General features: G+C 69.2%; 17 protein-coding genes and 1 pseudogene. 9 read left to right on the top strand and 9 right to left on the bottom strand.

Annotated elements, in window-relative coordinates; all coding sequences use genetic code 11:
• The first annotated feature begins 78 nt into the window (after positions 1-78).
• From DEJ50_RS33150 to DEJ50_RS33135, 4 genes are all read left to right on the top strand, one after another.
• On the top strand, positions 79-2082 hold the full coding sequence (locus DEJ50_RS33150) for an FG-GAP-like repeat-containing protein (protein WP_150211696.1): 2004 nt from the start codon (positions 79-81) through the stop codon (positions 2080-2082).
• Between the two features lie 109 nt (positions 2083-2191).
• On the top strand, positions 2192-3766 hold the full coding sequence (locus tag DEJ50_RS33145) for an FG-GAP-like repeat-containing protein (protein ID WP_150211695.1): 1575 nt from the start codon (positions 2192-2194) through the stop codon (positions 3764-3766).
• Between the two features lie 329 nt (positions 3767-4095).
• Positions 4096-6012 (top strand): alpha-galactosidase, encoded by a 1917-nt coding sequence (locus tag DEJ50_RS33140; RefSeq protein ID WP_223838034.1) that lies wholly within the window; start codon positions 4096-4098, stop codon positions 6010-6012.
• Positions 6013-6141: 129 nt separating this feature from the next.
• Complete coding sequence (locus tag DEJ50_RS33135) at positions 6142-7041, top strand: poly-gamma-glutamate hydrolase family protein (protein WP_150211694.1); 900 nt, start codon at positions 6142-6144, stop codon at positions 7039-7041.
• 67 nt (positions 7042-7108) lie between these two features.
• Here DEJ50_RS33135 and DEJ50_RS33130 read toward each other — a convergent pair whose 3' ends face one another.
• The 4 genes from DEJ50_RS33130 to DEJ50_RS33110 form a co-directional block, all read right to left on the bottom strand.
• Positions 7109-10708 (bottom strand): LamG-like jellyroll fold domain-containing protein, encoded by a 3600-nt coding sequence (locus DEJ50_RS33130; protein ID WP_150211693.1) that lies wholly within the window; start codon positions 10706-10708, stop codon positions 7109-7111.
• Between the two features lie 458 nt (positions 10709-11166).
• Positions 11167-11946, bottom strand: a complete 780-nt coding sequence (locus DEJ50_RS33125; RefSeq protein WP_150211692.1) for a hypothetical protein — start codon at positions 11944-11946, stop codon at positions 11167-11169.
• 237 nt (positions 11947-12183) lie between these two features.
• Positions 12184-13329, bottom strand: a complete 1146-nt coding sequence (locus DEJ50_RS33120; protein ID WP_150211691.1) for a pentapeptide repeat-containing protein — start codon at positions 13327-13329, stop codon at positions 12184-12186.
• Positions 13330-13991: 662 nt separating this feature from the next.
• Positions 13992-14609 (bottom strand): RICIN domain-containing protein, encoded by a 618-nt coding sequence (locus DEJ50_RS33110; RefSeq protein ID WP_150211690.1) that lies wholly within the window; start codon positions 14607-14609, stop codon positions 13992-13994.
• A 580-nt stretch (positions 14610-15189) separates the two neighbouring features.
• Between DEJ50_RS33110 and DEJ50_RS33105 the strand changes: the two genes are divergently transcribed.
• On the top strand, positions 15190-15573 hold the full coding sequence (locus tag DEJ50_RS33105; RefSeq protein ID WP_150211689.1) for a hypothetical protein: 384 nt from the start codon (positions 15190-15192) through the stop codon (positions 15571-15573).
• 232 nt (positions 15574-15805) lie between these two features.
• Here the strand turns inward: DEJ50_RS33105 and DEJ50_RS35050 are convergent, their stop codons facing one another.
• Both DEJ50_RS35050 and DEJ50_RS33095 read right to left on the bottom strand, forming a co-directional pair.
• On the bottom strand, positions 15806-16393 hold the full coding sequence (locus DEJ50_RS35050) for a hypothetical protein (protein WP_223838033.1): 588 nt from the start codon (positions 16391-16393) through the stop codon (positions 15806-15808).
• Positions 16394-16473: 80 nt separating this feature from the next.
• Positions 16474-16806: a hypothetical protein gene (locus DEJ50_RS33095; protein ID WP_150211688.1), complete on the bottom strand. Its 333-nt coding sequence runs from the start codon at positions 16804-16806 to the stop codon at positions 16474-16476.
• A 183-nt stretch (positions 16807-16989) separates the two neighbouring features.
• On the opposite strand from DEJ50_RS33095, the gene DEJ50_RS33090 reads away from it, so the two are divergent.
• Positions 16990-17199, top strand: a complete 210-nt coding sequence (locus tag DEJ50_RS33090) for a hypothetical protein (protein ID WP_150211687.1) — start codon at positions 16990-16992, stop codon at positions 17197-17199.
• A 702-nt stretch (positions 17200-17901) separates the two neighbouring features.
• Here the strand turns inward: DEJ50_RS33090 and DEJ50_RS33080 are convergent.
• Positions 17902-18678 carry a DUF4253 domain-containing protein gene (locus DEJ50_RS33080; RefSeq protein WP_150211686.1) on the bottom strand — a complete coding sequence of 259 codons (777 nt, stop codon included), beginning with the start codon at positions 18676-18678 and terminating at the stop codon, positions 17902-17904.
• Positions 18679-18946: 268 nt separating this feature from the next.
• Here DEJ50_RS33080 and DEJ50_RS33070 point away from each other — a divergent pair, with 268 nt between their 5' ends.
• Together DEJ50_RS33070 and DEJ50_RS33065 are read left to right on the top strand one after the other, a co-directional pair.
• Positions 18947-20137, top strand: a complete 1191-nt coding sequence (locus tag DEJ50_RS33070) for an IS110 family transposase (protein WP_150208530.1) — start codon at positions 18947-18949, stop codon at positions 20135-20137.
• A 76-nt stretch (positions 20138-20213) separates the two neighbouring features.
• On the top strand, positions 20214-20552 hold the full coding sequence (locus tag DEJ50_RS33065) for a hypothetical protein (protein ID WP_150211685.1): 339 nt from the start codon (positions 20214-20216) through the stop codon (positions 20550-20552).
• A 284-nt stretch (positions 20553-20836) separates the two neighbouring features.
• Here the strand turns inward: DEJ50_RS33065 and DEJ50_RS33060 are convergent.
• Positions 20837-21100 (bottom strand): annotated as a pseudogene (locus tag DEJ50_RS33060) (type I-E CRISPR-associated endoribonuclease Cas2); the annotation flags it as partial.
• A 5-nt stretch (positions 21101-21105) separates the two neighbouring features.
• Between DEJ50_RS33060 and DEJ50_RS33055 the strand changes: the two are divergent.
• Positions 21106-22167, top strand: coding sequence for a UDP-glucose dehydrogenase family protein (locus DEJ50_RS33055; RefSeq protein WP_223838216.1), 1062 nt, complete (start codon positions 21106-21108; stop codon positions 22165-22167).
• 163 nt (positions 22168-22330) lie between these two features.
• Here DEJ50_RS33055 and DEJ50_RS35045 read toward each other — a convergent pair whose 3' ends face one another.
• Positions 22331-22651, bottom strand: a complete 321-nt coding sequence (locus DEJ50_RS35045) for a transposase (protein ID WP_223838215.1) — start codon at positions 22649-22651, stop codon at positions 22331-22333.
• Between the last annotated feature and the right edge of the window lie 36 nt (positions 22652-22687).

Raw genomic sequence — 22687 nt, 5'->3', positions numbered from 1 at the left:
CGGACGGTCTCCCAGTTACTCCCGGCCCCACCGACATTGAACGGGCAGGGCCTCTCACTGAAAGCGAAGACACCACCAGTGCGCATACGCAGCTGGCTGCCCGCAGCCACCGCGGTCGCGGCCGTCGTCGTCGGGGTACCCGCTCCGCTCGCCGCCGCCGAGACCACGCCCTCCGCCAACGGCGGGGCGCCCTTCGCCGTCGAGGACGGCGCCTACCCCTACCGCTCCGACATTCTGGCCGCCACCGGCGCGGACCTGATCGCCGGTGACGGCAACATCACCCAGTCCTCCTGCAGCGGCGACTACCAGATCATGGTGTGGGCGCGGAACCTGCTGACCAACGAGTCCCGGATCTGCTTCAAGGCCGCCAACACCGGCTATCTGCAGGTGAACATCCCGCGTGCCTACCGGATCGAGACGAACGACCGGGACATCAACGCCAGCGTCTCGATCGCGGGCACCACCGAGCAGCTCGCCGTGCCCAAGGACACCTCCAAGGGATTCGGCGAGGCCGACCCCACCGACCCCCAGCAGGCCGTGCTGCTGGAGATGCGGGTGACCGGCTCCAGCGCCGCGACGCCGGCCCAGCCGGCCGGGGACAATCCGTACGCCTATCTCGGCAGGCTCCGCATCGGAGACACCCGGGCCTGCACTGCCGTACTTGTCGACCCGCGCTGGGTGATGACCGCCAAGAGCTGCTTCGCCGACAAGCCCGCCGAGAGCATTGATGTACCCGCAGGTGCGCCGAAGACCAAGACCACACTGACGATCGGCCGCAAGGATCTGAACGCGGCCGGCGGGCACACCAGCGAGATCGCCGAGCTCGTGCCGCGCACCGACCGCGACCTGGTGATGGCCCGGCTGGCACAGCCCGTGTTCACCATCACCCCCGTGGGCGTCTCGAACGCCGCACTGGCTGCGGGTGCGCAGGTCACCGTCACCGGCTACGGCCGGACCGACAGCGTGTGGGCCCCCTCCCAGGCCCACAAGGCAGACTTCACCGTCGGCCCGGTCGCTGCCACGGGGTTTGACCTCGCCCCCAAGACCCCGGCCGACGCAACCGTCTGCAAGGGCGACGCTGGTGCCCCGGCCCTGCAGACCGTGAGCGGCAAGGTCCTGGTGGCCGGTGTCACCAGCCGCGCCTGGCAAGGCGGTTGCCTTGACGGCAGCGACGTCAAGACCGGCGCCTACGACACCCGGGTCGACGACCTCGGATCCTGGATCAGCGGCCTGACCTCGCGGCGGTCGGCCGCGGTGAACGAGGCCGGTGGGGACGGGAAGGTGCGCTGGGCCGACTTCGACGGGGACCGCAAGCCCGATTACGTCACCATCGGCGACGACGGCAAGGTCACGGCTTGGCAGAACAAGGGTGGTGACGGCCACGGCGGCTGGGGGGCTGCGACGCAGGTCGCCTCCGGCACCACCACCGAGCGCAAGCGGGTCCGGCTCGCCGACTTCGACGGGGACGGCCGCTTCGACTACCTCGTCATCAACGCCAACGGCTCCGTCAACGCCTGGCTCAACCGGGGCGGTGACAAGCCCGGTTACGCCGGCTGGCATGGCCTGGGTCAGGTCGCCAGTGGAGTCACCACCGACGTGACCAAGGTCCGGTTCGCCGACTGGGACGGTGATGGCCGCACCGACTACCTCGTCTTCGACGACAACGGCGGCGTCAACGTCTACCTCAACCGTGGCGGCGACCAGGTTGCCCCGTGGGAGCACATCGGCAAGGTGACCACCGGCTCCAGCAAGGAGCGTCAGCGGATCCGGTTCGCCGACAACGACGGTGACGGCAAGGCCGACTACCACCTGATCAAGGCCGACGGGAAGGTCGACCTCTACCGCAACCGCGGCGGCGACGTGACCGGCCCCAACGGCTGGCAGGCGGTCGGCCAGATCGCCACCGGGCTGACCACTGATCACACCAAGGTCCAGTTCACCGACTTCAACGGCGATACGAAGGCCGACTACGTCCTGATGGGCGCCGACGGCAGCGCCACGGTCTACGCCTGGAACGGCGGCGACCCCGCCGGCGGCAACGGCTGGATCGGCCTGGGCAAGGTCGCCTACGGCGGCGTCTGACCGCGGCTATTTCACTCCGACGGCCGGTCGGCCGCCCCCGACGGGTATCTGTCCGGGGCGGTCGGCCGGCCCTTTTGAGCCAAGACGAGCGGCAAGAGGTATCACAAACATGGGGAAGACCACCTCTGCGTTCATCGCAGCGGCCACGATCAGCGGCGTGCTCGTCGGCGTACCGGTCGCGGCGAACGCCGCACCGCAGCCCACGGTCGCCGCGCCGCAATCGAAGCCGGTGAGGATCATGCCGCTCGGGGACTCGATCACCTACGGGGTGGGGAGCGTGGGAACGGGCGGCTATCGCGGTCTGCTGCGGGATTCGATGGCGCAGCAGACGGCGTACGAAGCCGACTTCGTCGGGTCCGGACGGCACGGCGGGCTCACGGATGGGGACCACGAGGGCCACAGCGGGTACACGGTCGCCGGGATCCGGGCCGGGATCGACCGGTGGCAGGCTGCCGCCTCCCCTGATGTGGTGCTCCTCCATCTGGGCATCAACGACCTCCGGCACCACAATGCCGACCCCGAGGTCACGGCCCGGCAGCTGCTGGAACTGGTCGACCGGTTGCGGGCCAACAACCCGCACGTGACCGTGCTCGTCCAGGGCTTGATCACCGACACACCCGGCCAGGAGGCGCGGGCCGAAGCCTTCAACGCGTACGTCCGCGACAGGGAGGCCGAACGACAGGCCGCGGGGCAGCGGTTCCGGTACCTCGCGCCGCCGAAGATGGACGTGGCAACCGATCTGCCCGACCAGCTGCACCCGTCCGAGTCCGGATACCAGAAGATGGCCGCCGTGTTCCGTCCTGCCATCGATCGGGCGGTTGCCGATGGCTGGGCCGGACGGCCGACCGTCTCGCGGGCCGGCAACGAGTCGGGGTCCGACGGTCGCGTACGGTGGGCGGACTTCGATGGTGACGGCAGGCCCGACCGGGTGATCATCGCCGACGACGGCAAGGTGTTCGTCCGCCTGAACACGGGCGGCGCCCCCGGCGGCGGTTGGCGTGACATAGGCCAGGTGGCCACCGGCACGACGACCGACCGCAAGCGCATCCGGCTCGCCGATTTCGACGGGGACGATCGCTTCGACTACATCGTGGTCAACGACAACGGCAGTGTGAACGTCTGGATCAACAAGGGCGGCGACAGGCCGGGCCAGGCCGGATGGCAGGAGATCGGTCAAGTCGCCAGTGGCCTGACCGGTGACCGTTCCAAGGTACGTTTCGCCGATTGGGACGGCGACGGACGCACTGACTACGTGCTGTTCAACGACGCCAACAACGTCGATGTGTGGGTGAACCGCGGTGGGGACACCGCGAGCAGCAACGGCTGGAAGCACACCGGGCGCGTCACCACGGCCACCAACGACCGCAACCGCGTCCGTTTCGCCGACAACGACGGCGACAACAAGGCCGACTACCACGTCATCAAGCCCGACGGAAAGGTGTCCCTCCACCGCAACCGCGGCGGGGACGTCGTCGGATCCGGCGGCTGGGAGGCAGTCGGCCAGATCGCCACGGGGGTCACCACCGACCACACCAAGGTCCACTTCGCCGACTTCACCGGCGACTCAAGGGCCGACTACATCCTCAGCTCGCCGAACGACGGCTCCGTCGTGTACGCCTGGAACGGGGGTGACACGTCCGGCCCTCATGGCTGGATCCCCCTCGGCGACGTCACGCGCAACTGACCACGGGCCGGGGCCGCGACTCCGTGCGAGCTGTTGACAGGACCATGTCCGGCGTGCACGGCCCTGCCCTGCCCGGCATGGGTCCTCATACGGCTGGACGACTGCACCACGAATCAGAACCAGGAATCATTGATATGAAAACCTCCATACGCCGTGACGGGGGCTCGGTCGGGACGAAGCGGTTCCATGCCGGGCGCGCCTCGGCTACCGCATCCATCGTGGCCATGGCTTTGGCCACCGCACCTGGCACCGGCCTGACGATCTTGGCCGGTGCTGTGCCTGCCGCAGCAGCTGTCTCTCCCACAGACGGCCTGGCGAAGACGCCGCCGATGGGGTGGAACGACTGGAACACCTTCAACTGTGACGTCTCCGAGAAGCTCATCAAGGAGACCGCGGACGTCATCGTCTCCTCCGGCCTGAAGGCGGCCGGGTACGAGTACGTCAACATCGACGATTGCTGGATGGCCCCGCAGCGCGATGCTTCGGGCAATCTGAAGGCCGATCCGGTGAAGTTCCCCAGCGGCATCAAGGCCGTCGCGGACTACGTCCACGCCAAGGGCCTCAAACTCGGCATCTACCAGAGCGCCAGCACCAACACCTGCAAGGGCCTGCCCGGGAGCCTCGGCTACGAGAAGCAGGACGCGAAGAGCTTCGCCGCGTGGGAGGTGGACTTCCTCAAGTACGACAACTGCTGGCACACGCAGGGGGTGGCCGCCCAGCAGCGGTTCACGGCCATGCGCGACGCCCTGCGCGCAGCCGGCCGGCCCATCGTCTACAGCATGTCCAACTACGGACTGGACGGCGTGACCTCCTGGGGGCCCTCGACGGGCCACATGTGGCGCACCGAGGACGACATCCTGCTGGACTGGAAGTCGGTGCTGACCAACTACCGGTCCAATGTCGGTCTCGCCTCGATCGGCGGGCCGGGCGGGTGGAACGACCCTGACATGCTGCAGGTCGGCCGCGGGCTGACGTACGAACAGGACAAGTCCCACTTCAGTCTCTGGGCGCAGATGGCCGCGCCGCTGATCGCCGGCAACGACCTGCGTTCGGCTTCCACGCAGACGCTGTCGATCCTCGGCAACCGCAAGGTCATCGCCGTGGACCAGGATCCGCTGGGCCGGCAGGGCGTGCGGATCTCCTCCCAGGGCGGCCTCGACGTCCTGGCCAAGCCGCTCGCCAACGGTGATGTGTCGGTGGTGCTGTTCAACTCGACCGACGCCCCGGCCCGCATCAGCACCACCGCGGCTCGCGCGGGTCTGCCGGCCGCCGCCTCTTACACGCTCGACGACCTGTGGGCCGACACGCTCCGGACGACGACGGGGTCCATCAGTGCCGACGTTCCCGCACACGGGGTGGTGATGTACCGGGTCTCGGCCGCTGTGCCCGACTCGGTCACCCTGGCCGCCGGGGGCGACGGCACCCTGTGGAACCGGACCGGTGTGTTCGACACCAACCACTACGGCGCAGGCTGGACCCGGGCCGGTGGTACCGAGATGACCCGGCTGACCAGCACGGGCACCGGGCGTACGGTGCGTTACTACGGGGTCGCCGGCGGGCGGGTCTACGGGCAGGACCTCGACACCGGCACCGGGGCCTGGAGCGGGTGGCACGAACTCCCCGGCGGCGCGACCGGCGTCCGCGACATCTCCGCCGCCCGGGTCGGGAACGTCGTCCACCTCCAGATCGCGGGGTGGGACGGTTCGATGTGGTCGCAGACCGCCGACTACGACGCCGGACGCTTCAACCCGCAGTGGACCTTGGTGCCCTCGGCCGGGAAGACCGACCTGACCGCCCTCGCCAGTGTCGCCTCCGGGACCCTCGTACGCGTGTACGGCGTGGCCTACGGGCGGGTCTACGGGCAGGACCTGAACACCGTCACCGGGGCCTGGAGCGGCTGGCAGGAACTCCCCGGCGGCGCCACCGGTGTGAAGGACATCGCGGCCTCGCTCGTCGGCACCACCGTCCACCTCCAGATCATCGGCGGTGACGGCGCGCTGTGGACCCAGACCGGCGATTACAACGCCGGACGTTTCAACCCCGCCTGGACCTCCGGCGGCGGTTCCGGGCTCAAGCGGCTGACGAGCACGACCGAAGGCACCAACGTCCACGTCTACGCCACCACGGCCGACGGCGTTCGGCACACCGGCCTGAACACCCGGAACGGCAGCTGGACGGCCTGGCAGCAGCTGCCGGGCGAGGCGATCGCTCTGGCGGACCTGACGGCGAGCACCACGGCCGACTGACGCCCGGGCAGAGTGCCCTGGGCGTGCGGGCCGGGCGGAGGACGCCTCCGCCCGGCCCGTGCGGAGGGTCGCACTGCTGTGAGGCGGGCACGCGTCGCACATCATCCACCACATGCTCAAGGAGCTGTCATGTCATCGTCCCAGACCAGCCGCCGTACCCTCCTGGCCGGCCTCGTGGCCGCCGCCGCGGGTGCCCCGCTGCTCAACACCCTCACGGCCGCTCCGGCGTACGCCGCCGACACCTACCTCACCAACACCGGGCTCTACGCCGACCCCGCCAACGTGGAAGGCGTGGACTACGCACGCCGGTTCAAGCGTCACGGGACGGACGACACCGAGAGGGCAACCACCCCCGGCCTCCCCCTGAGCACGATCATGGCCATTCACGGCGGCGGCATCGAGCCGGGTACCTCCGAGCTGTGCCTGGGCATCGCCGGCTATGAGCCCGACACCCTCAAGCCCCGCACGGCGGGTGCCCCGCTGCACGACTACTGGATGTTCGAGGGCCTGCGGTCTTCCGGTGCCGTACCCGGCAACAGTGACCTGCACGTCACCTCCACCCACAACGACGACCCCACAGCCCGCTCCCTGGCCGCCGGCAGCGCCAACGTCCTCAGCCTGCACGGCTGCACCGCCGCCCAGGCCGGTCTGGCCGCCGGCGCCAAGGGCGTGGTGGTCGGCGGCGCGAACGGCCGGCTGCGGGTGCTGCTGGCCGAGAAGCTGCGCCAGGCGGGCTTCCTCGTCGCTCCCGGAGACCCGGAGAAGCTCGACGGCGACCTGCGCGAGAACATCTGCAACCGCACCCTGACCGGTGAGGGCGGGGGCCAGTTGGAGATGACCTACGAGCTGCGCAAGAGCCTGTTCGCCGACTTCGGAGGAGCCCCGAACGCGTCCAACCCCACCAAGCGCGCCGAGAGCACCAACACCGACTTCTGGAAGTTCGTCAACGCCTGCCGGGCCGCGCTCGCCCAGATGGAAGCCGAGCAACTCGCCCGCGGCAGCATCTTCGACCACATCATCCCCGGCTGATCCGTCGCCCTGCGAACGGGGGCCGGGTCGCGCGTGCGACCCGGCCCCCGACCCGTGTCCGGGGTCGTCACATACGGGCGTACTCGCCGGCCACGAGCACGTCGAAGGGCAGGTGCACGACGGGTGCGGCCCGCGTCGGGCGGGTGTTCGTGCTCCACAGGGCGCCGATCTCCGCCGCGTCGAGTGCCGTGCGGTAGAGGTGGAACTCGTCGAGCGAGCCCTTCAGCGGCAGGCCGCCGAAGGGGCTGTCGCCGAGGGTGAAGCCCTGAACGTCGAAGGTGTCCGGGTAGGTGAGGGATCCGGTGATCCGCTTCTCCTTCCTGGAGCCCTTGTCATCCGTCTCGAAGCGCTCCACCCCGTCGACGTAGAGCCGCAGGTCGGTGCCGTCGCGGGTGAGGGCGACATGGTGCCAGCCGGCCTCCGGTGCGTCGACCGCGATCTCGGTCGAGTCCGTGTCGGTCTGCGTGAACGCGATCAGCTTCCGCTTCGGCACGTCCACCCCCTCCACCTTCTCCGTGCGCGTCTCGACGTGGATGCGGAGCTGGCGCTCGGCGGCCCCGTCCCCGTACGCCCAGACGAGGCTCTGCATCGCGGTGGCGGCCGGATCGTGGCTGAACACCGTGGCCACGGTAAAGTCGCCGGACCCGAGCGCCTCGGAGTCGGTGTAGGGCAGGATCACTCTGCCGTTCTTGCCGGGCTCCCCGTTGACCCTGAAGGCCTTGCCGAACTTGCCGCCGCCGGGCCGGTCGGTGCCGGCGTACAGGTATGCGTTGTTGGCGTGCGCGGACGAGTCCGGGGTGGAGCGGCCCGTCGAGGCGGGGCGCATCACGCTGTGTTGCTGGATGTTGCCCGGCTCCATCGACCACCGGAACCGGGGCTTGTCGTCGGGGAACTTGCGCGAAGGCTTCTTGCCGGGGGGCGTCTCGGGCGCCATGAGAACGACCTCCTGTGTGCTCAACGCCCGCCCGTAGAGCCGTACGTCGTCGATCGCACCGGTCAACGGCGCCTCGGTGCCGTCGATGCCGGGCTTGGAGCCGACGCGAAGACCGAGCGGGGTGGTTCCCTCCAGCGGCGTTCCGTCGGGGGCGTTGCCATGGCCCGCGGGGAACGCGAACGGGCCGGCGAGGGGGGCCGATTCGGTGCGTTGACGGTCGACTCCGAGGGCGAAGCCGTTCCCGTCTCGGACCAGGGTGAGCAGGTGCCATTCGTTGTCGCCGAAGCCGGCGGGCGCCTCGATGACGCGCTCCACGCCCTTGCCCGGCTCGGTTTCCGCCCAGGCCCGGATGCGGTTTCCCCCAGGTTCGATGCGGGCCCACAGCGAGGGTGCCCAATGCTTGGTGTCGGCGCCGTCGGGATCCACTCCGTACGCCCACAGCAGGACCTGGTTGGCGCTGAAACGGTTGGAGGAGTGTTTGAACCACAGTGCGTAGGTGAAGGCGCCGGAGCCCACGTCGATCCCGGGCCGGAAGGGTGTCTCGACGCCCGGGTAGGTGGCGTCCACCTTCAGCGCGCCCGTGTCCACGGCCGCGTTGCCGAGTCGGTTGTCTTCGATGATTCCGCCGAGGATCGTGCCGTCGACGCATCCGACCGCCGTGCCCTCGATACAGGCGCCGGAGACGTCGTCGGAGATGGCGATGTCGCGCAGGGAGACCGGGTCCGGCTTGTCCACGACGTGGAAGGGGAGCCAGAGCGCGAGCTTCTCGGACTGGTTGACCTGGGCCGGGGTGAGGGCGGCCCGGTGGAAGCGGACTTCGTCGATGGCTCCACGGAAGGGCGTGTACCCGTCGTCCAGCCGGGCGCCGATCCTGATGCCGCCGTTGCCGGCGGTGACCGGCCTGGTGACCGGGCCGCTCACCTTGCTCGGGGACGTGGCCGGCTCGACGGCGTCGACGTAGAGCTTGATGTCTGTCCCGTCGCGCACGAGCGTGACCTCGTGCCACTTGGTGTCGGTCGCATCGCCCAGCTTCTCGACCGGCACGGAGACGGTGGCCGCCCCGTTCGTGCCCTGTACGTGGGCGGTGACCTTGTCGGCCTTCGCGTCGGTCCGGATCCAGATCTGCGGTACGTCCGCCCCCTTGCCGAAGGCCCAGAGCAGGACGGCCGCCGCGGGATCGGGGGCGGTCGGATCGTGCCTGAACCTCAGGGAGTAGGTGAAGTCCCCGTCCTTCGGGTCGAGGGAACCGGCGTACGGTACGTCGGCACTGTCGCCGCTGCCGTCGAGTGCCAGGCCCTGGCCGACGGCGCCACCGGCCGCGATCCCGGCGTTGCCGGTGAGGTAGGCGTCGTTCGCCTGGGGTGAGGCATCGGGGGTGGTGGGGGCGGCGGTCGGGGTGGTGCCGGGCGCCGGTACGCCCTCGTGGTCGCTCGCGTAGGAGAACAGCGGGCGGGGGTCGATGCGGCGGAAGTTGATGGTGGCCGCGGACCAGTCCTTGCCGGCGGACATGCCGGGGAGGTGGCCGCTCTCGTAGACGAGTCCGATCTCGCCGCCGGTGAGTTCGGCGAGGTCGGAGTAGCCGGACTTGCCGGACTTCACGAGGTCGCCGACGGGCTGCCAGTTCGGGTTTCGGTCACCGTGCTGGTCTGCGGGCGTGGTGTTGGTGTTCCACGCGTACAGCCGGAGGTCCGCCCGGTCGCCGAGCTTGGACGGTGACGCCATGAGCAGCGTGTCCCCGGGCGTCCTGTCGTAGGTGTGCTGCAGGGTGAGCAGGGACCCCTGGGTGTTCGCCGTGGTGACCGGGAGGGACTTGAACTCGCGTGTGCTGATGCCGTCGGCGGCGGTGATGGCGTAGGCACGGTGCTTGGTGGAGAGCTCGTTGCGGGCGCCCACGTAGACATGGCCGTCGGGGAGTTCCGCCACGGCGGCCTCGCCCGGCTTCATCACCCCGGGGACCAAGGAGTTCTTGGAGGAGCCGGGCTTCCAGGTTTCCCCGTGGTCGTCGCTGTAGAGCACCCCGGCGTGCTGTTGGGTGCTGTCGGGGCTCTGGTAGGCGCCGACGACGAGACGGCCGGCGTGGGGCCCGCCCTTGAGCTGGATGCCATGCGCCGGGCCGGTGCCGAACCAGCCCGTGAACGGCGGAGGGTTCTTGGGGTCCGGAGGGTTCTTGGGGTCCGGCGGGTAGGGCAGGAGCCGGTTGACGGAGCGGGGTGCGCCGAAGGTCAGTCCGTCGTCCGTGCTGGTCTGCACGAGCGCCTCACGGCGGGCGCCGGTGCCGCCGGGGGTGGCCGGTTCGGAGGTGGACAGCAGGAGGATCCGGTCCGTCGCCTCGTCGACGACCGGCGTCGGGTTGCCGCGGGTGTAGGGGGCCTCGGAGTCGGTCGCCGAACCGGACAACACCACGCGGACAGGCCCCCAGGTGCGGCCTTCGTTGGTGGAGCGGCGTACGACGATGTCGATGGCACCGCGGTCGGCGCACGAGGGCGACGTACGGGCCTCGGCGAACGCCAGCAGGGTGCCGGCCTCCGTACGGACCAGAGTGGGTATCCGGAAGCATCCGTATCCGGCGGTCCCCGAGCGGAACAGGATCTGGTCGCCGGGGTGGCCGGTGGTCGCGTCGGCCCCGAGGAAGTCGGTACCACCGGCGGCTGCGGGAGCGGCCGGAAGCAGCGCGGCCAGACAGGCGAGCGCGGGCGCGAGGAGCAGTCCCGCGAGAGTTTTTGATCTTCGCATCGGGCCACGTTAACGCAGCGCGGTGGGGCCCGGTTCCGGGTCGCCCGGCCACCCGGTGCGCGGGCGGACCATCGCTCCGGAGTCCCACGTACGAGGAGGAGCGCGCGGAGCGCGAGCAGGGTGTCCGGGTCCGCCCGGCCGACCGTCTCCAGCCGCCGGACGACGTCCCCGCACCGCTCGGCGTGCTGTCGTCCAGCCGGTCCTCGATTGCGGTGAAGTTCCGCTCGATCAGCACGGGTCGGTGCCTTCCCCGGACTGCTTGATCTGAAGGGATACCGTGTGACCGACCGCGAGCAGCCGGCCAGCGGTGTCGTGGCGGCTGAGGACGAGCAGCTGCGGGCGGGCCAGGGTCCCCGTGATCGCACCGTTGACCGCTTCAGTGGTGTCGCGCCGTCACTACCGATGTAGCGGTATTGCTTACCTGAGCAATACCGGTACCGGCGGCGCACAATCGAGCGTCACAAGCCTGCGAGGGCGAGCAGCTGGTGCATGGCTGTGGTTGGCAGGTTGGGGTTTGCAGCTGCGGTGGCCGCGACAGATTCCGCCGGATCAGCCAGCAGCCGCGTCAGAACCTCGGCGGGAAGCCGGGGATGGGTCGCAATGGTGCGGCGCACCATGTGGTCGGGGTCAGCTGCCAGGCGGCGCGCGAGTTCTACGGGCAGGTGCGGGTCGCGCGGAGCCAGCTGCCTCATTCTGGGGTCGAGGTCTGTGGCGAGGCGTCGAAGTACATCTGCCGGAAGGGGGAAGTCGTCGGCCGGACGCCATCGGACCCTCTTGGCCGGGCGGTAGGTACGGTCGATGCGCTCGGCAGTGTCGGGATTGATCTGGTCTCGGGCGTGGAGAGCCATCGTGGTACGGACGTCGCTCTCTTCGTCGTCAAGCAGTTGAGCGACGAGCCGCGGCGGAAGCTGCTCGGACATCGCTGCCGAGGCGCGGAAGCAGGCGTATGGCGAGTCCACGTATGGCAGGGGGTCGGCCGTCACCCACGGCAGGCGCAGAGTCCGGAGCTCCGCGCGGGCTATCTCGCCCATGAGTTCCCGGTCGAGCGTGTCGTCGTCCAGGGCTTGGTGGTTTGCGAGCCAGTCCAGCGGGGGCACGTCGGACAGGATCTGTGCATGGATCGCAGCACGGGCCGGCTCCGGAGTGTCTTGACGGGCGAAGACACGGAGTGCGACGCGCAGGTTGGGATCCTGGGCGAGCTTGTCGCGCAGTGCCGGTGGCAGCACCGAGTCTCTCACGCAACTTCGTTGGGGATCCGGCGGTCGTCACAGGCACTTCCTTCGTTCCGGAGTCAGGACGGTCGAGAAGTGGAAGGCGCCCGCGCCGCCCCCGGCTCGCCGCTTCACCGGTGACGCCTCCAGGGCCTGGTCTGCGCTTCTTCCCATGCGCCTGAGTCTCCCCCTGTGGACACTCTGAACCTGTCGACGCCTCAGGCGAAGGTTGAAATGCCCCAGAACGGGCGGCGGACTTCTGACTCAGGTCACTGGCGGAGGGAGGGCGGGAGACCCCGTACTCCCTTGAGCGTGGCGCCGCCGAGCTTGGTACCCGTGAGGTCGGCGCCCCGTGAGGTTCGCACCGGTGAGGTTGACCTTGGTGAGGTCGGCGTCGGTGAGGTCCGCGCCGGACAGGTCCGCGCCGGCAAGGTCCACTCCCGAGAGATTGGCGCCGATGAGGTTCGCGCCCCGAAGGGTGGCACACATGACCGTGCTCGTCGGCTCCTCGGTACTTTCGATGGGGGCCACGAAGAATTCCGAGCAGAACGTCGCCTTCCGGAGATCCGCGCCGATGAGTATGGCGCGGGTCATGTCCGCGCTCCCGAAGTTCGTCCCCGTGAGGTCCGCGCATCCGCCGCCCGTACTGCAGAAGATGGCTCCGGAGAGGTCGGCCGAAGAGAATTCCGTGTCCCGCAGTCGTGCGCCCAGGAAGGCAGCACGGGTGAGAGCCGCGCTCGCGAGATTTGCCCGGTTGAGGTTAGCGTCGTCCAGGCTGGCTTCGGCGAGGTCTGCGCCGTTGAGCTCCGCATCGCTCAGGTCCGAACCCGTGAGAACCACTCCCCGCAGGTGGATGGCTCGCTCTTCGTAGGGATGCGCGGGCTTCCACCTCCGCAGGTCGGTGCGGCTCAGGTCCAGTTCCAGCCCCTCGTCGTGTTCGGGGCGGCGCCGAACCAGCACGTTCATGGCTGCACTGATGTCGGCGGCAGGTGTAGTGGCCGTGGGCAGCGGGGCGTGTCGGCGGACGTACGCGGAGAGCACCGAAACGACGGTGGCCTGGTCACGCGGGGAGTCGTTCATGATGCGTTCCAGCGCATAGATGCCGCCGAGTCGCACATCCACGGAGCCCGAGCCCAAATTGCCGATGGCCGCGTTGAAGCGGTTGGTGATCTGCCCCTCCTCGGCGATCCTCAGCTCCTTGCCCGTCTGGCTCACCTGAAGCCAGGTGAAGAGCAGCGCGGCCACGGCAGCCAGCCCCGGCAGGCTCAGGATCAGCAGGGAGAAGCGGGAGGACGGGACGCCGCCGGTTTCCGGGCCTGCGGCGCGACGGCGACGGTTCCTCAGGCGGCGCTGCGCGGCACGCCGATGCGCGTTCCTGCGGATTCGGGCAAAGGCAGAGCTACCGGTCATCTGATCATTGGCACACGCCAGGACAGAAGAGCTCGATCGCCACACCGCGTCTCCCCCTCTTGGAGCCACGGTGCGGCCGGCACCTGCCCGGCTGATAGGAGCTGCCAGCTGGTGAAGGTGTGAACGTTCGCGCTATTCCCCAGGGGTAAGTTCACGTAATTGCCCAGGCCCTCAGCCTCGGGCGGGCGTAGGCCTGGGCTCGCAGGCGTTCGATGCGGCCTCGCAAGTCGGGGTGGCACGGGAGACCACCCACTCCGGCGTCCCGGCCAGCAACAACGCGGTCGCGTGACTATGCCGGAACCAGTGCGGGGTCCAGGATGCGGGGCCGATGCCCTTCTTGCGCAGGGCGGCGGTCGTGGCCCGCACCGTCCATCCGAACGCCGATCCACGCCAGCCAACCAGGGCGTCCCGCACTCGGGGCACGTCACCCGCCGCGCCCCGCTCAACTCCGCCATCACCCGGCGCCGCAACCGACGATTCCGTCGCCATGACATGGCACGACATGCCGTCGAGCAGAACGTGGCGTCCGGCCGCGCGGCCGGCCGCAGCCTCCGCACCCCCGCACTCCGGGCTGCCCGGAACCCTCGGACACCACTACAGGCTACGGCCCCGAACACCTCGAAATCAGGGATATGGGTCAGGCACTGAGGCCCATGAAGTCGTCACAGAAAGGCTGTCGGCCTCTGGAACCGCCACAGCTGGTTGAGCGCGGGTTCACGGCCGGCTCCCAGACCCGCCTGGACCACCGGAGCGGCGTGGGCCTGGCTGAAGTGCGCGACATCCAGCACCATGCCGGTGTGGTCCGCGACGATCGCGACACTGTTGTTGATCTGGGGCACACGCCCAATGGGGCTGTCCACCAGCGGCGCTCTTCCCTGCGCGGGTGCGAACCACCACACCTGATTACTGCCGCCTGAGCAATTGGCCTGCACCACCGGGGCGCCGTGCTTTCGGCTGGCGTGCGCGACGTCCAGGCACAGGTTGGAGTGCCTGGCCTGGATCTTGAAGCTTCTCCCGTCGCCTTGCGGCACGAGGCGCCACTGTTGGTTGTGTCCGCTCCAACAGCGGGCCTGCACCACCGGGGCGGCGTGCGCCATGCTGGCATGGGCGACGTCCAAGCACATGTTGGAATGCCTTGCCTTGATGAGGAAGAAACCCCGGTCGACTGGAGCCGCCGGCGCCACCGCCTCGGCTGTACCCCCCGGTCCGGGCAAGATGCAAACGGCCGCGAAACCGAAGCAGGCTGCGGCCTGCGAGATCCTTCGCACGGTGTGGGACATGGCGCTTCACTTTCAGCCGGTCGACGCCCGCCCCACCCGCCCGTTGCGGGCATGTACGAGGGTCGACGAGCACTCAAGCGGGAACGGTTGAATGGAATGCGGCCTGTCCTCGGAGCCCCACCCGGCCTCGGCTATGACCGTCTGAACAAACCGGGTGTGCCTGGCTCTCACGAGGCCATGTCGCATGTACTCCTCAGGCTAGGCCCAGCCCCAGCTCACCGCGACCGGACTGAAGTGAATCGCAAGCTTGCCCAGGGGTGCCGTCAGGAGCGGGGCCCCTCCCTCAGGAGGCGGCGCTCTGCCGACCGGGCGCTGAGCGGGACAGGCGGAGGGCACCCTCGGCTGCCCGCTCGGCAGCTTTTGCCCTTGCCGAGGCGGATGCCAACTCCGGACTGCACCTACGCAGCACACAACCTCAGCCAGAACCCGGTGCACTCTCGTGTCGTCCGACAGCCGCCCCGTGTCGTGCGCAGGGTGGATGTCAGTGAGATGCGCAGGGTTATGACAGCGGCGGCGCAGAGTCCGTGTCAGTAGGCGGTGACGGCTCAGGGAGCATCTGCAAGCTGTAGAGCACGTTGTCGTGGAAGCGGTCGATGGTGTCGCCGCGGGTGACCATCTCGGCGGCGGCGAGGTCTGCGACGGCCTGACGCTGGGCGGCGTCGGTGGTGTCGATTCCGCCGTCAACCCAGACGCGGAGGAGGACCTCGGCCGCGGCGGGCTGGATCGGGCCGCGCACGGCCGGGTGGGGGTTCTTGCGTCCGGTGAGGGCGTCGGCCTGGTGCGGTGCGAGGACGTCGAGGCGTGGGGTGACGGTGTAGGCGTCGGGTGGGATATGACGCAGGGTGAGGGGGCCGCCGATGTCGGGGTGGGCTTGGAGGTGATCGAGGGCGGCGTCGAGGCGGTGGCGGGGCCAGGACAGGGCTGCCGCGAGGGTGTCGGCGGTTTGGCGGCGCCGTACGCGTAGGCGAGCGCGGTGATGACGGTGAGGGCGTCATGGTCGGCGCCGGCCGGTCGGCGGTCGACGACCTGGCGTCGGGGCCGCTCGAAGAGGTCGTCGGCTCCGGCCATGAGGTCGGCGGGTGGGATGTCGAGGCGGCGGGCGAGTTCGAGCAGGACGCGGACGGGGAGGTCGGAGAGTTCTTCGAGGTCGATCTGGTGCTCGTGGACGCTGAGGAGGTCGGCGAGCTGCCAGGCGGTCATGCCGGCGGCGAGGAGGCGCCGCTTGACGACGTGGGATGGTGCGGCGCTGCCGTGCGGGCGTCGGGGGCCCTGGTACCTGGGGGCGCGGCGGCCGGCGACGGGCCCAAGCCGGCGGAAGCCTTGAGCTGGCTCCGGTGCATAAACAAGAAACCACCACCAAGCTCACCACCCTCGTCCGCAAGGACCTCACCCCCGCCTGACCCGGCAACCGGCCCGAGAACAGGCCGGCAGCACCAAGACCAGGGCGGCGGCGCCGCGGCTGCGGGCGGCGCTCCGGCGCTGCACCCCTCGAACGACAGCCGGCCCGCCTCGGCGCCCCAGACGAGCAGCTCGCCATCGAGGACCAGACCGGCGGGCAGCTGCTCCTCGGCGGCGGCCACCAGGTCCGGGAAACGCTCCTGGACCAGCGACCCGCGCCGAGTCTGGAGCAACACCCGCACACCCGGCTCGGTCGGGGTGAACAGCAGCGCCCGGTGACCGTCGAACTTCTGCTCGTAGGCCACCCCCGCACGCAGCACGGCCGGACCCGGCACCGACTCCGCAGCCTGCGCCAGCATCGGCTCGACCGGCTGTCTGAGCACCATCCCCGGGCCTCCCTCGCGGGTTCCCCTCTTCCAGGGTGGTCCGAACTGGCCGCGCGCGGCCCGGCGGGACGTCCCTCCCGTCATCCGTCCGAGGGGCGCCACGGGGCCGTCAGGCCCCCTCTGGGGGCCGGCTGCGGGACGGTGGCGGCACGCCTTCCTCTGCTCCTCGCCGCGCTCCTCGCGGCCTCCGGATGCATCACCGTCCACCCCGCCCCCACCCACTCCTCGCCGTCGACCCCGCCGCCCTGGAACGCCTCGACGCCCTCGTACGTGACCACCAGGCCGCCGAGGAACAGTGGCTGAGCGAGGAGGCCGAGCGGGAGGGACTGGCACTGCTCCGGGGCGCACAGCGTCGCGCCGCGCAGGCCCGTATGCGTGGCGCGCGGCACGCTCACCGGGAGTCGGGGCTGCACCGGCCAACGCGGGCGCTCGTGCTGGCTCCGGGGCTGCAAGCCGGGCTGGAGCACCGCGGGCTGCTGAAGGAGTGGGAGCCCGTCCCGCCCGATGCCCCGAGAGCCGGGCAGATCCTGGGCGGGACGGGACGCGTGCGGGGCGGGGCTGACCGGCCGGCTGGTTGTCGCGCTGCCCGAGGCGCTGTGGCTGTCGCTGACGCGGGGGGCTACTGGACCAACCAGCCCCACGTCCAGGCCCTCCAGGCCTGGACCGATCAATGGGGCCCCGGCCCCGCCGCCGGACGCTCCGCTGCGCCGCCCGAGGCGATCGCCGAACGCGCCCAAAGTACCGCGCAGGTGGTGACAACCGGGGGCGTCGTACGCGCGGCCCTGGAGCGCGTGCTCAGGATGTAGGCGGCCCAGTGGTACTGTCCCTCGGCAACGCGCCGGGCACCGGGCATGCTCACACATCATCGCTTCTGGGGCTGTCTACCCGGCTCAACCGTCCGTGGTCAGCTAGCTGCCAGACGCGGCCCTGACTGTCTGCAAACTCGACACAAGCTCGTTGACCACGCGGAACGGTCCCTGGCATGACGAAGGTGAACGTCCGCCCTGGCCCGACGGACTCCATCAACTCCAGAGACTCATCACTCGCACTGGGGTTGTCCAGCCCGCCCTCGAACACCCACCGGGGCAGTACATCGCCCACCCTGACTCGCAGGTTGTGCACGGGCTCAGCACCGCCATTCGTCACCACTACGGTGAGGCGCACACCTCTGGGCATCTGGTGGCCCACACCTGGCAGATCCCTCAGCTGTCGCTTGGTGCTCCATACGTTCACCGAACGAGCCTGCAACCCCACACCGTACCCGCAATCCGCGACTGCGACGCCCCGCCGTACTTCTGCACCGCCCGCAACAGCGCCCCCATGTCCCGGGCACGCAGTGCTTCGCGTACATCCGGCCGCTCCCACGCCCACAACGGGAGCACAGGCGGCGCGTGCGGGACGGGTCCTCAGTAGCACGCATGATCTCGCGGTGCCCTTGGGACGCACCGGTGGCCCGACGGGGCTGTTCCCGCCGGGCCACCGGCGCTATGTATGCTCAACCGCTTTCGTCAGTCCCAGCAGAATTGCCAGGTCCCGTTTCGGGTCTGGATTTCCGCGTAGGTAGTCGTGTCATGTCCGTCTGGGCAGTACGCATACTGCTCAATTGCAGCCTCCGCCACCGCGATCCGGTCCCGCGGCGGTTGGGCGACATCGACCATCAACACTCGGCTGGACAGGTACAGCAGTTCCGCGCCGAACCGGTCATACCAGGTATGCAGGAACGCCACGTGGTCGGAGGCACGCATATTTCGCCCTCCGGGTCCATGCGACCAATTGAGAGTGTGGGGGTATCCCGGCAAAATGCCCGGTACGGAATAGCCGTTCGGCGTTTCCACCAGGCACAGCCAGCGTGGGTAGAAATTTTGACGTGGACGGGGGGACCTGGGCTCCGGGTTAATGGAACGGGCCAGCTGCTCGGGGGTGAACTCAGCCCGCCACTCGGATGCCTCCTCTTCGTCTGCGAATTCGAGACGGTCCGACAATGCAGCGTCCTTGATCTCGGCGACGACCTCGTACGGTGCGGTATCCGCACGTGCATCGAAGGTGTCGGTTCCGTGACTCGGCGCGTTCACCAAGTCCGAAGGATGTCGCGCCGTCAGCACGGGGTGCCAGCCCGTGCTGTCGCGCACGGCGAGCAGCTGCCGCCACATTCGTTCGGCATCACCTACCGCGACCGGACGCCCCAGGACCGACTGCCCGGAAGGCGCGATGGCCGTCTCGATCATGGTCGGTGACACGGCGGATCCCACCGTCCGCAGCAGTTCCGCTACCTCATGCTTGTCCATTTCCTGCTTCCTCGGCTGTGTCTCTGTACCTAAGGGCTGTCCTACCTTTCAGGCGTGGGTCTGCTCCGGTCACTCGTAGGATCGGAGGGCCCGGGGGCTCCGGGTATGGCTGTAAAGGCTGAGCCGCTGGATGGCTTACGGGACTTGGCCGCCCGGAGCCCCGCGACGACTCGACCGCTGATTGGGAGACGCGACTCGATCGCTGCTGTAGGACAACGTCGGCGAGGTCGTCTGCGGGATCAGTTGGAGACGACTGCCGGAGGGGAACTTGCCTGAGATTTGGGCCGGTGTGGACATCGGCAAGACTCATCACCACGCCGTGGTGATCAACGCAGCGGGCGGCCGGCTGCTGTCTCGCCGGATCCAGAACGACGAATCTGAGCTGCTGGCGCTGATAGGCGATGTGCTGGCGATATCCGAAGACGTGTTGTGGGCCGTCGACCTCAACCATGGCGGCGCTGCCCTTCTGATCGGCTTGCTTACCGCCCATGATCAGCCGGTCGCCTATTTGACCGGCCTGGCAGTCCACCGGGCCTCCGCCACCTACCGGGGTGAGGCGAAGACCGACGCAAAGGACGCCTTTGTCATCGCCGACCAGGCCCGCATCCGCCGGGACCTGGGCCTGCTCAGACCCGGAGACGAGATCGCCGTCGATCTGCGCACCCTGACTACCCGGCGCTTGGACGTAGTCTTCGACCGCACCCGGCAGATCAACCGTCTCCGGGCCCAGCTGCTGGAGCTCTTCCCTGCTTTGGAGCGGTCGCTGGACTTGACCAACAAGGGTCCGGTGACGCTTCTGACGGGCTACCAGACTCCGGCTGCCATCCGCCGCGCCGGCGCGAAGCGGATCGAGACCTGGCTGAAGAACCGCAAGGTCAAAGGCGCCGCCTCACTCGCGCAAACCGTCGTAGAAGCCGCCCAGGCCCAAAGCACCGCCCTGCCCGGCGAGAAGCTGGCCGCGGCCATGGTGGTCCGCCTCGCGAAGGGGGTGATGGCTCTCGACGAGGAGATCGCGGAGCTAGACGCACTCATCGAGGCTAGGTTTCACGAGCATCCGCACGCCGAGGTGATCCGCAGTCTCCCTGGCATGGGGCCCAGGCTCGGCGCCGAGTTCATCGCTGCAACGGGCGGTGACATGGACGCCTTCGGGAATGCCGACCGCCTGGCCGGCTTCGCCGGCCTGGCCCCTCAGCCCCGAGACTCCGGCCGCGTCAGCGGCAACCTGCGCAGACCTCGCCGCTACCATCGCGGCCTGCTTCGGACCATGTACTTGTCGGCGATGGCCAGCCTCAAGTCCTGCCCGGCCTCGAAGGCGTACTACCGGCGGAAACGAAGCGAAGGGAAAGGCCACAAGCAAGCTCTCCTCTCCCTCGCACGCCGACGTATCAACGTCTTGTGGGCAATGATTCGTGACAGAGAGTGCTACAGGCCTTCACTTCCGGTAGTGGGAACGGCTTGACATCAGCATTGGGAAGTCCCGTAAAGCTGACGGGGTCGCCGCGACTCGGACCTTGCGCCTGTGGCAGCCTGCCGTCATGCCAGCCGATCTGCGAGAACATACAGGGCGTCACTACGCCATCCAGTTTCACTACGCCCTGCCCGACGATGCCTGGGCTGTGGAGCTGAGCGAGGCTGTTCCGGCTCCAGCCGCGTGGGCCGAGGACCCCAGCGAGAGGTACCGGCCTGGAGCCGCTTTCTTGGTGGCGTTTGTCCCTGACGAGGATCCGGATGCGGAACCGACCGTCCACATCCACAGTCATGATGAGCACGTCGTGCCCTACGAGATCATGCGCTGGTTCATGGAGCAGGTGGCCGACCAGGTCGAACGCTGCCGCATCGCGTTCGAGAAAGGCGGGCGGAAAGCAATGGAATGATCTTGCCGTGGCTGATGTGATCACGGCGTCTGAGCCGTCCTAGATAGCCCCGTTCACCGGGCTGAGCCCGCGCAACTTCGGCAGACCCTCGGTCACTCGCGAGTCGGCGCAGGGGTCATCCCCGCGGGTGCGGGGAGCACCGGTCACTGTGCCCGAGCTCGGCGGCCGATGGGGGGTCATCCCCGCGGGTGCGGGGAGCACGCTCGGCGATCTGCTTGTTTATGGCGGCCAGGGCACGTTCTCCGACACTTTCATTGATTCCGGCATAAGGAATATTCCAGACGCTAGCGGTTCCCGAAGCGGCGCCGTTTGGCTGCCTTGCTCCAGCCTCGGGAAGGCGGTGTCTGGTATGCGGCCCGGTCGCTGGGGCGGTGGATCAAGGTGATGCCCTCGCGGTCAACCGGGTGCCACTTGTGGTCGTGCGTCTCGAACGCGAAGCCCTGTTCGTTGTCGGTGTTGTACGCGAGAAGGGCCCGCCCGATGCCCGCGTACTGTTTCATCACCTCGCCCCACAGCACCGCCCTGATGCGCGCCGACGGGCCTCCGATGCCCCATCGACGCCGACGGCCGCTCCTACGACACCGGTCAGGTCTTCGGAGCGATCCGCCAGCTCGCCCCCCACCTCGACCACCCCTGCACGATCGTCGGCAAGAGCACGGTCACCGTCGGCACCACCAGCCAGGTCACCGCCCTCGCCCAGCGCCTGGCCCCCGCCGGAACCGCCGTGGACGTCGTATGGAACCCGGAGTTCCTGCGCGAGGGACACGCGGTCGAGGACACCCTGCGTCCGGACCGCATCATCGCCGGCCTGACCACCGCCGAAGCCGAGAAGGCCATCCGCGCCGTCTACGCCCCCATCCTGGACGCCGGTGTCCCGATCTTCGTCACCGACTTCCAGACCGCGGAACTCGCCAAGGGCGCTGCCAACACCTTCCTCGGCCTGAAGATCTCCTACATCAACGCCGTCGCCGACATGTGTCAAGCCGCCGGAGGCGACGTCTCCCAGATCGTGGACATCCTCGGTATCGACCCCCGTATCGGGGCCGGCGGCATGCGGCCCGGCATCGGCTACGGCGGCGGCTGCCTCCCCAAGGACGTCCGCGCCTTCACCGCCTCCGCCCGCCAACTCGGCGCCACGCAGGCCGCCGACCTCCTGTACGCCGCCGAGAAGATCAACGAGACCCGCATCGACGTAGCCATGGATCTCATCACCCGCGCACTGGGTGAGCGGCACCTCAAGGGCGCGCGGGTCACGGTGTGGGGAGCGGCGTTCAAGCCCGGCACCAACGACGTCCGCGAATCCCCGGCCCTCGCCCTCGCGCACGCCCTCCAGCAGGCCGGCGCCGCCGTCACCGTCCACGACCCCCAGGCGGTGGCCACAGCAGTGATCCGCAACCCCGAGCTCGACTACACCGACGACCTGCCCACCTCCCTCAACGGCGCCGACCTCGTCGTCCTGGCCACCGAATGGCCCGAATACCGGCAGGCCAACCCCCAATCCCTCGTGGACCGCCCCGCCCACCCCCAGCTTGTCGACTGCCGCACCACCCTCGACCCCGCCCCCTGGCGCACGGTCGGCTGGACCGTCCACCAACTCGGACGACCCGGCAAATAGACGGGTGCCCTGTAGCGGGGGCAGCCGGAGACGCCATCAACCCCTGGAAGACAGGAGGCCTCACGCTGTGGACCACGGTGACGTTCTTCTCCGCCGTGCCGGCGACACCGACAGACATTCCTCCAAGTTTCTCCCGAGTGAGTCGGGGATACAACGAAGCGCCTCACGGCGCACAGAAGGCGTAGACCCGGGCCCAGTGAGGGAAGTCCACCGGCATCGCCCGCCAGGGAATCCCGCCCGCCACCAGGTAGCGGATCGCGTCCAACATCTGACGGTGGCAGTAACCTTCGGGCCGCCCGCCCTTCTTCTCCAGCCAGGCCGGGGTGGGCAGCAACGGCCGCACCTCCGCCCACTCCGCATCCGACATGTCCGACGGATAGCGCGGCGTCCGTTCCGGATGATCGGCCGCATTGCCGTACGTGTGCGCGAGGGAGTCGCACGACACGGCAGGCGAGTTGAAGTCGACGGGCGCGATCGCGCACACATGTGACAACAGGGCCTCCTGGGACAGTTCGGCTGG

This window comes from Streptomyces venezuelae (genome assembly GCF_008642295.1).
GTDB lineage: Bacteria > Actinomycetota > Actinomycetes > Streptomycetales > Streptomycetaceae > Streptomyces > Streptomyces venezuelae_C.
The sequence above is the reverse complement of the archived record's forward strand: the minus strand, read 5'-3'. Positions and strand labels throughout refer to the sequence as shown.

Excerpts from the sequence above, each read along its gene's own strand:
- DEJ50_RS33145 (WP_150211695.1), top strand. The coding sequence starts at position 2,192 with ATGGGGAAGACCACCTCTGCGTTCATCGCAGCGGCCACGATCAGCGGC.
- DEJ50_RS33140 (WP_223838034.1), top strand. The coding sequence starts at position 4,096 with ATGGGGTGGAACGACTGGAACACCTTCAACTGTGACGTCTCCGAGAAG.
- DEJ50_RS33135 (WP_150211694.1), top strand. The coding sequence starts at position 6,142 with ATGTCATCGTCCCAGACCAGCCGCCGTACCCTCCTGGCCGGCCTCGTG.
- DEJ50_RS33130 (WP_150211693.1), bottom strand. The coding sequence starts at position 10,708 with ATGCGAAGATCAAAAACTCTCGCGGGACTGCTCCTCGCGCCCGCGCTC.
- DEJ50_RS33120 (WP_150211691.1), bottom strand. The coding sequence starts at position 13,329 with ATGACCGGTAGCTCTGCCTTTGCCCGAATCCGCAGGAACGCGCATCGG.
- DEJ50_RS33110 (WP_150211690.1), bottom strand. The coding sequence starts at position 14,609 with ATGTCCCACACCGTGCGAAGGATCTCGCAGGCCGCAGCCTGCTTCGGT.
- DEJ50_RS35050 (WP_223838033.1), bottom strand. The coding sequence starts at position 16,393 with ATGGTGCTCAGACAGCCGGTCGAGCCGATGCTGGCGCAGGCTGCGGAG.
- DEJ50_RS33080 (WP_150211686.1), bottom strand. The coding sequence starts at position 18,678 with ATGGACAAGCATGAGGTAGCGGAACTGCTGCGGACGGTGGGATCCGCC.
- DEJ50_RS33065 (WP_150211685.1), top strand. The coding sequence starts at position 20,214 with ATGCCAGCCGATCTGCGAGAACATACAGGGCGTCACTACGCCATCCAG.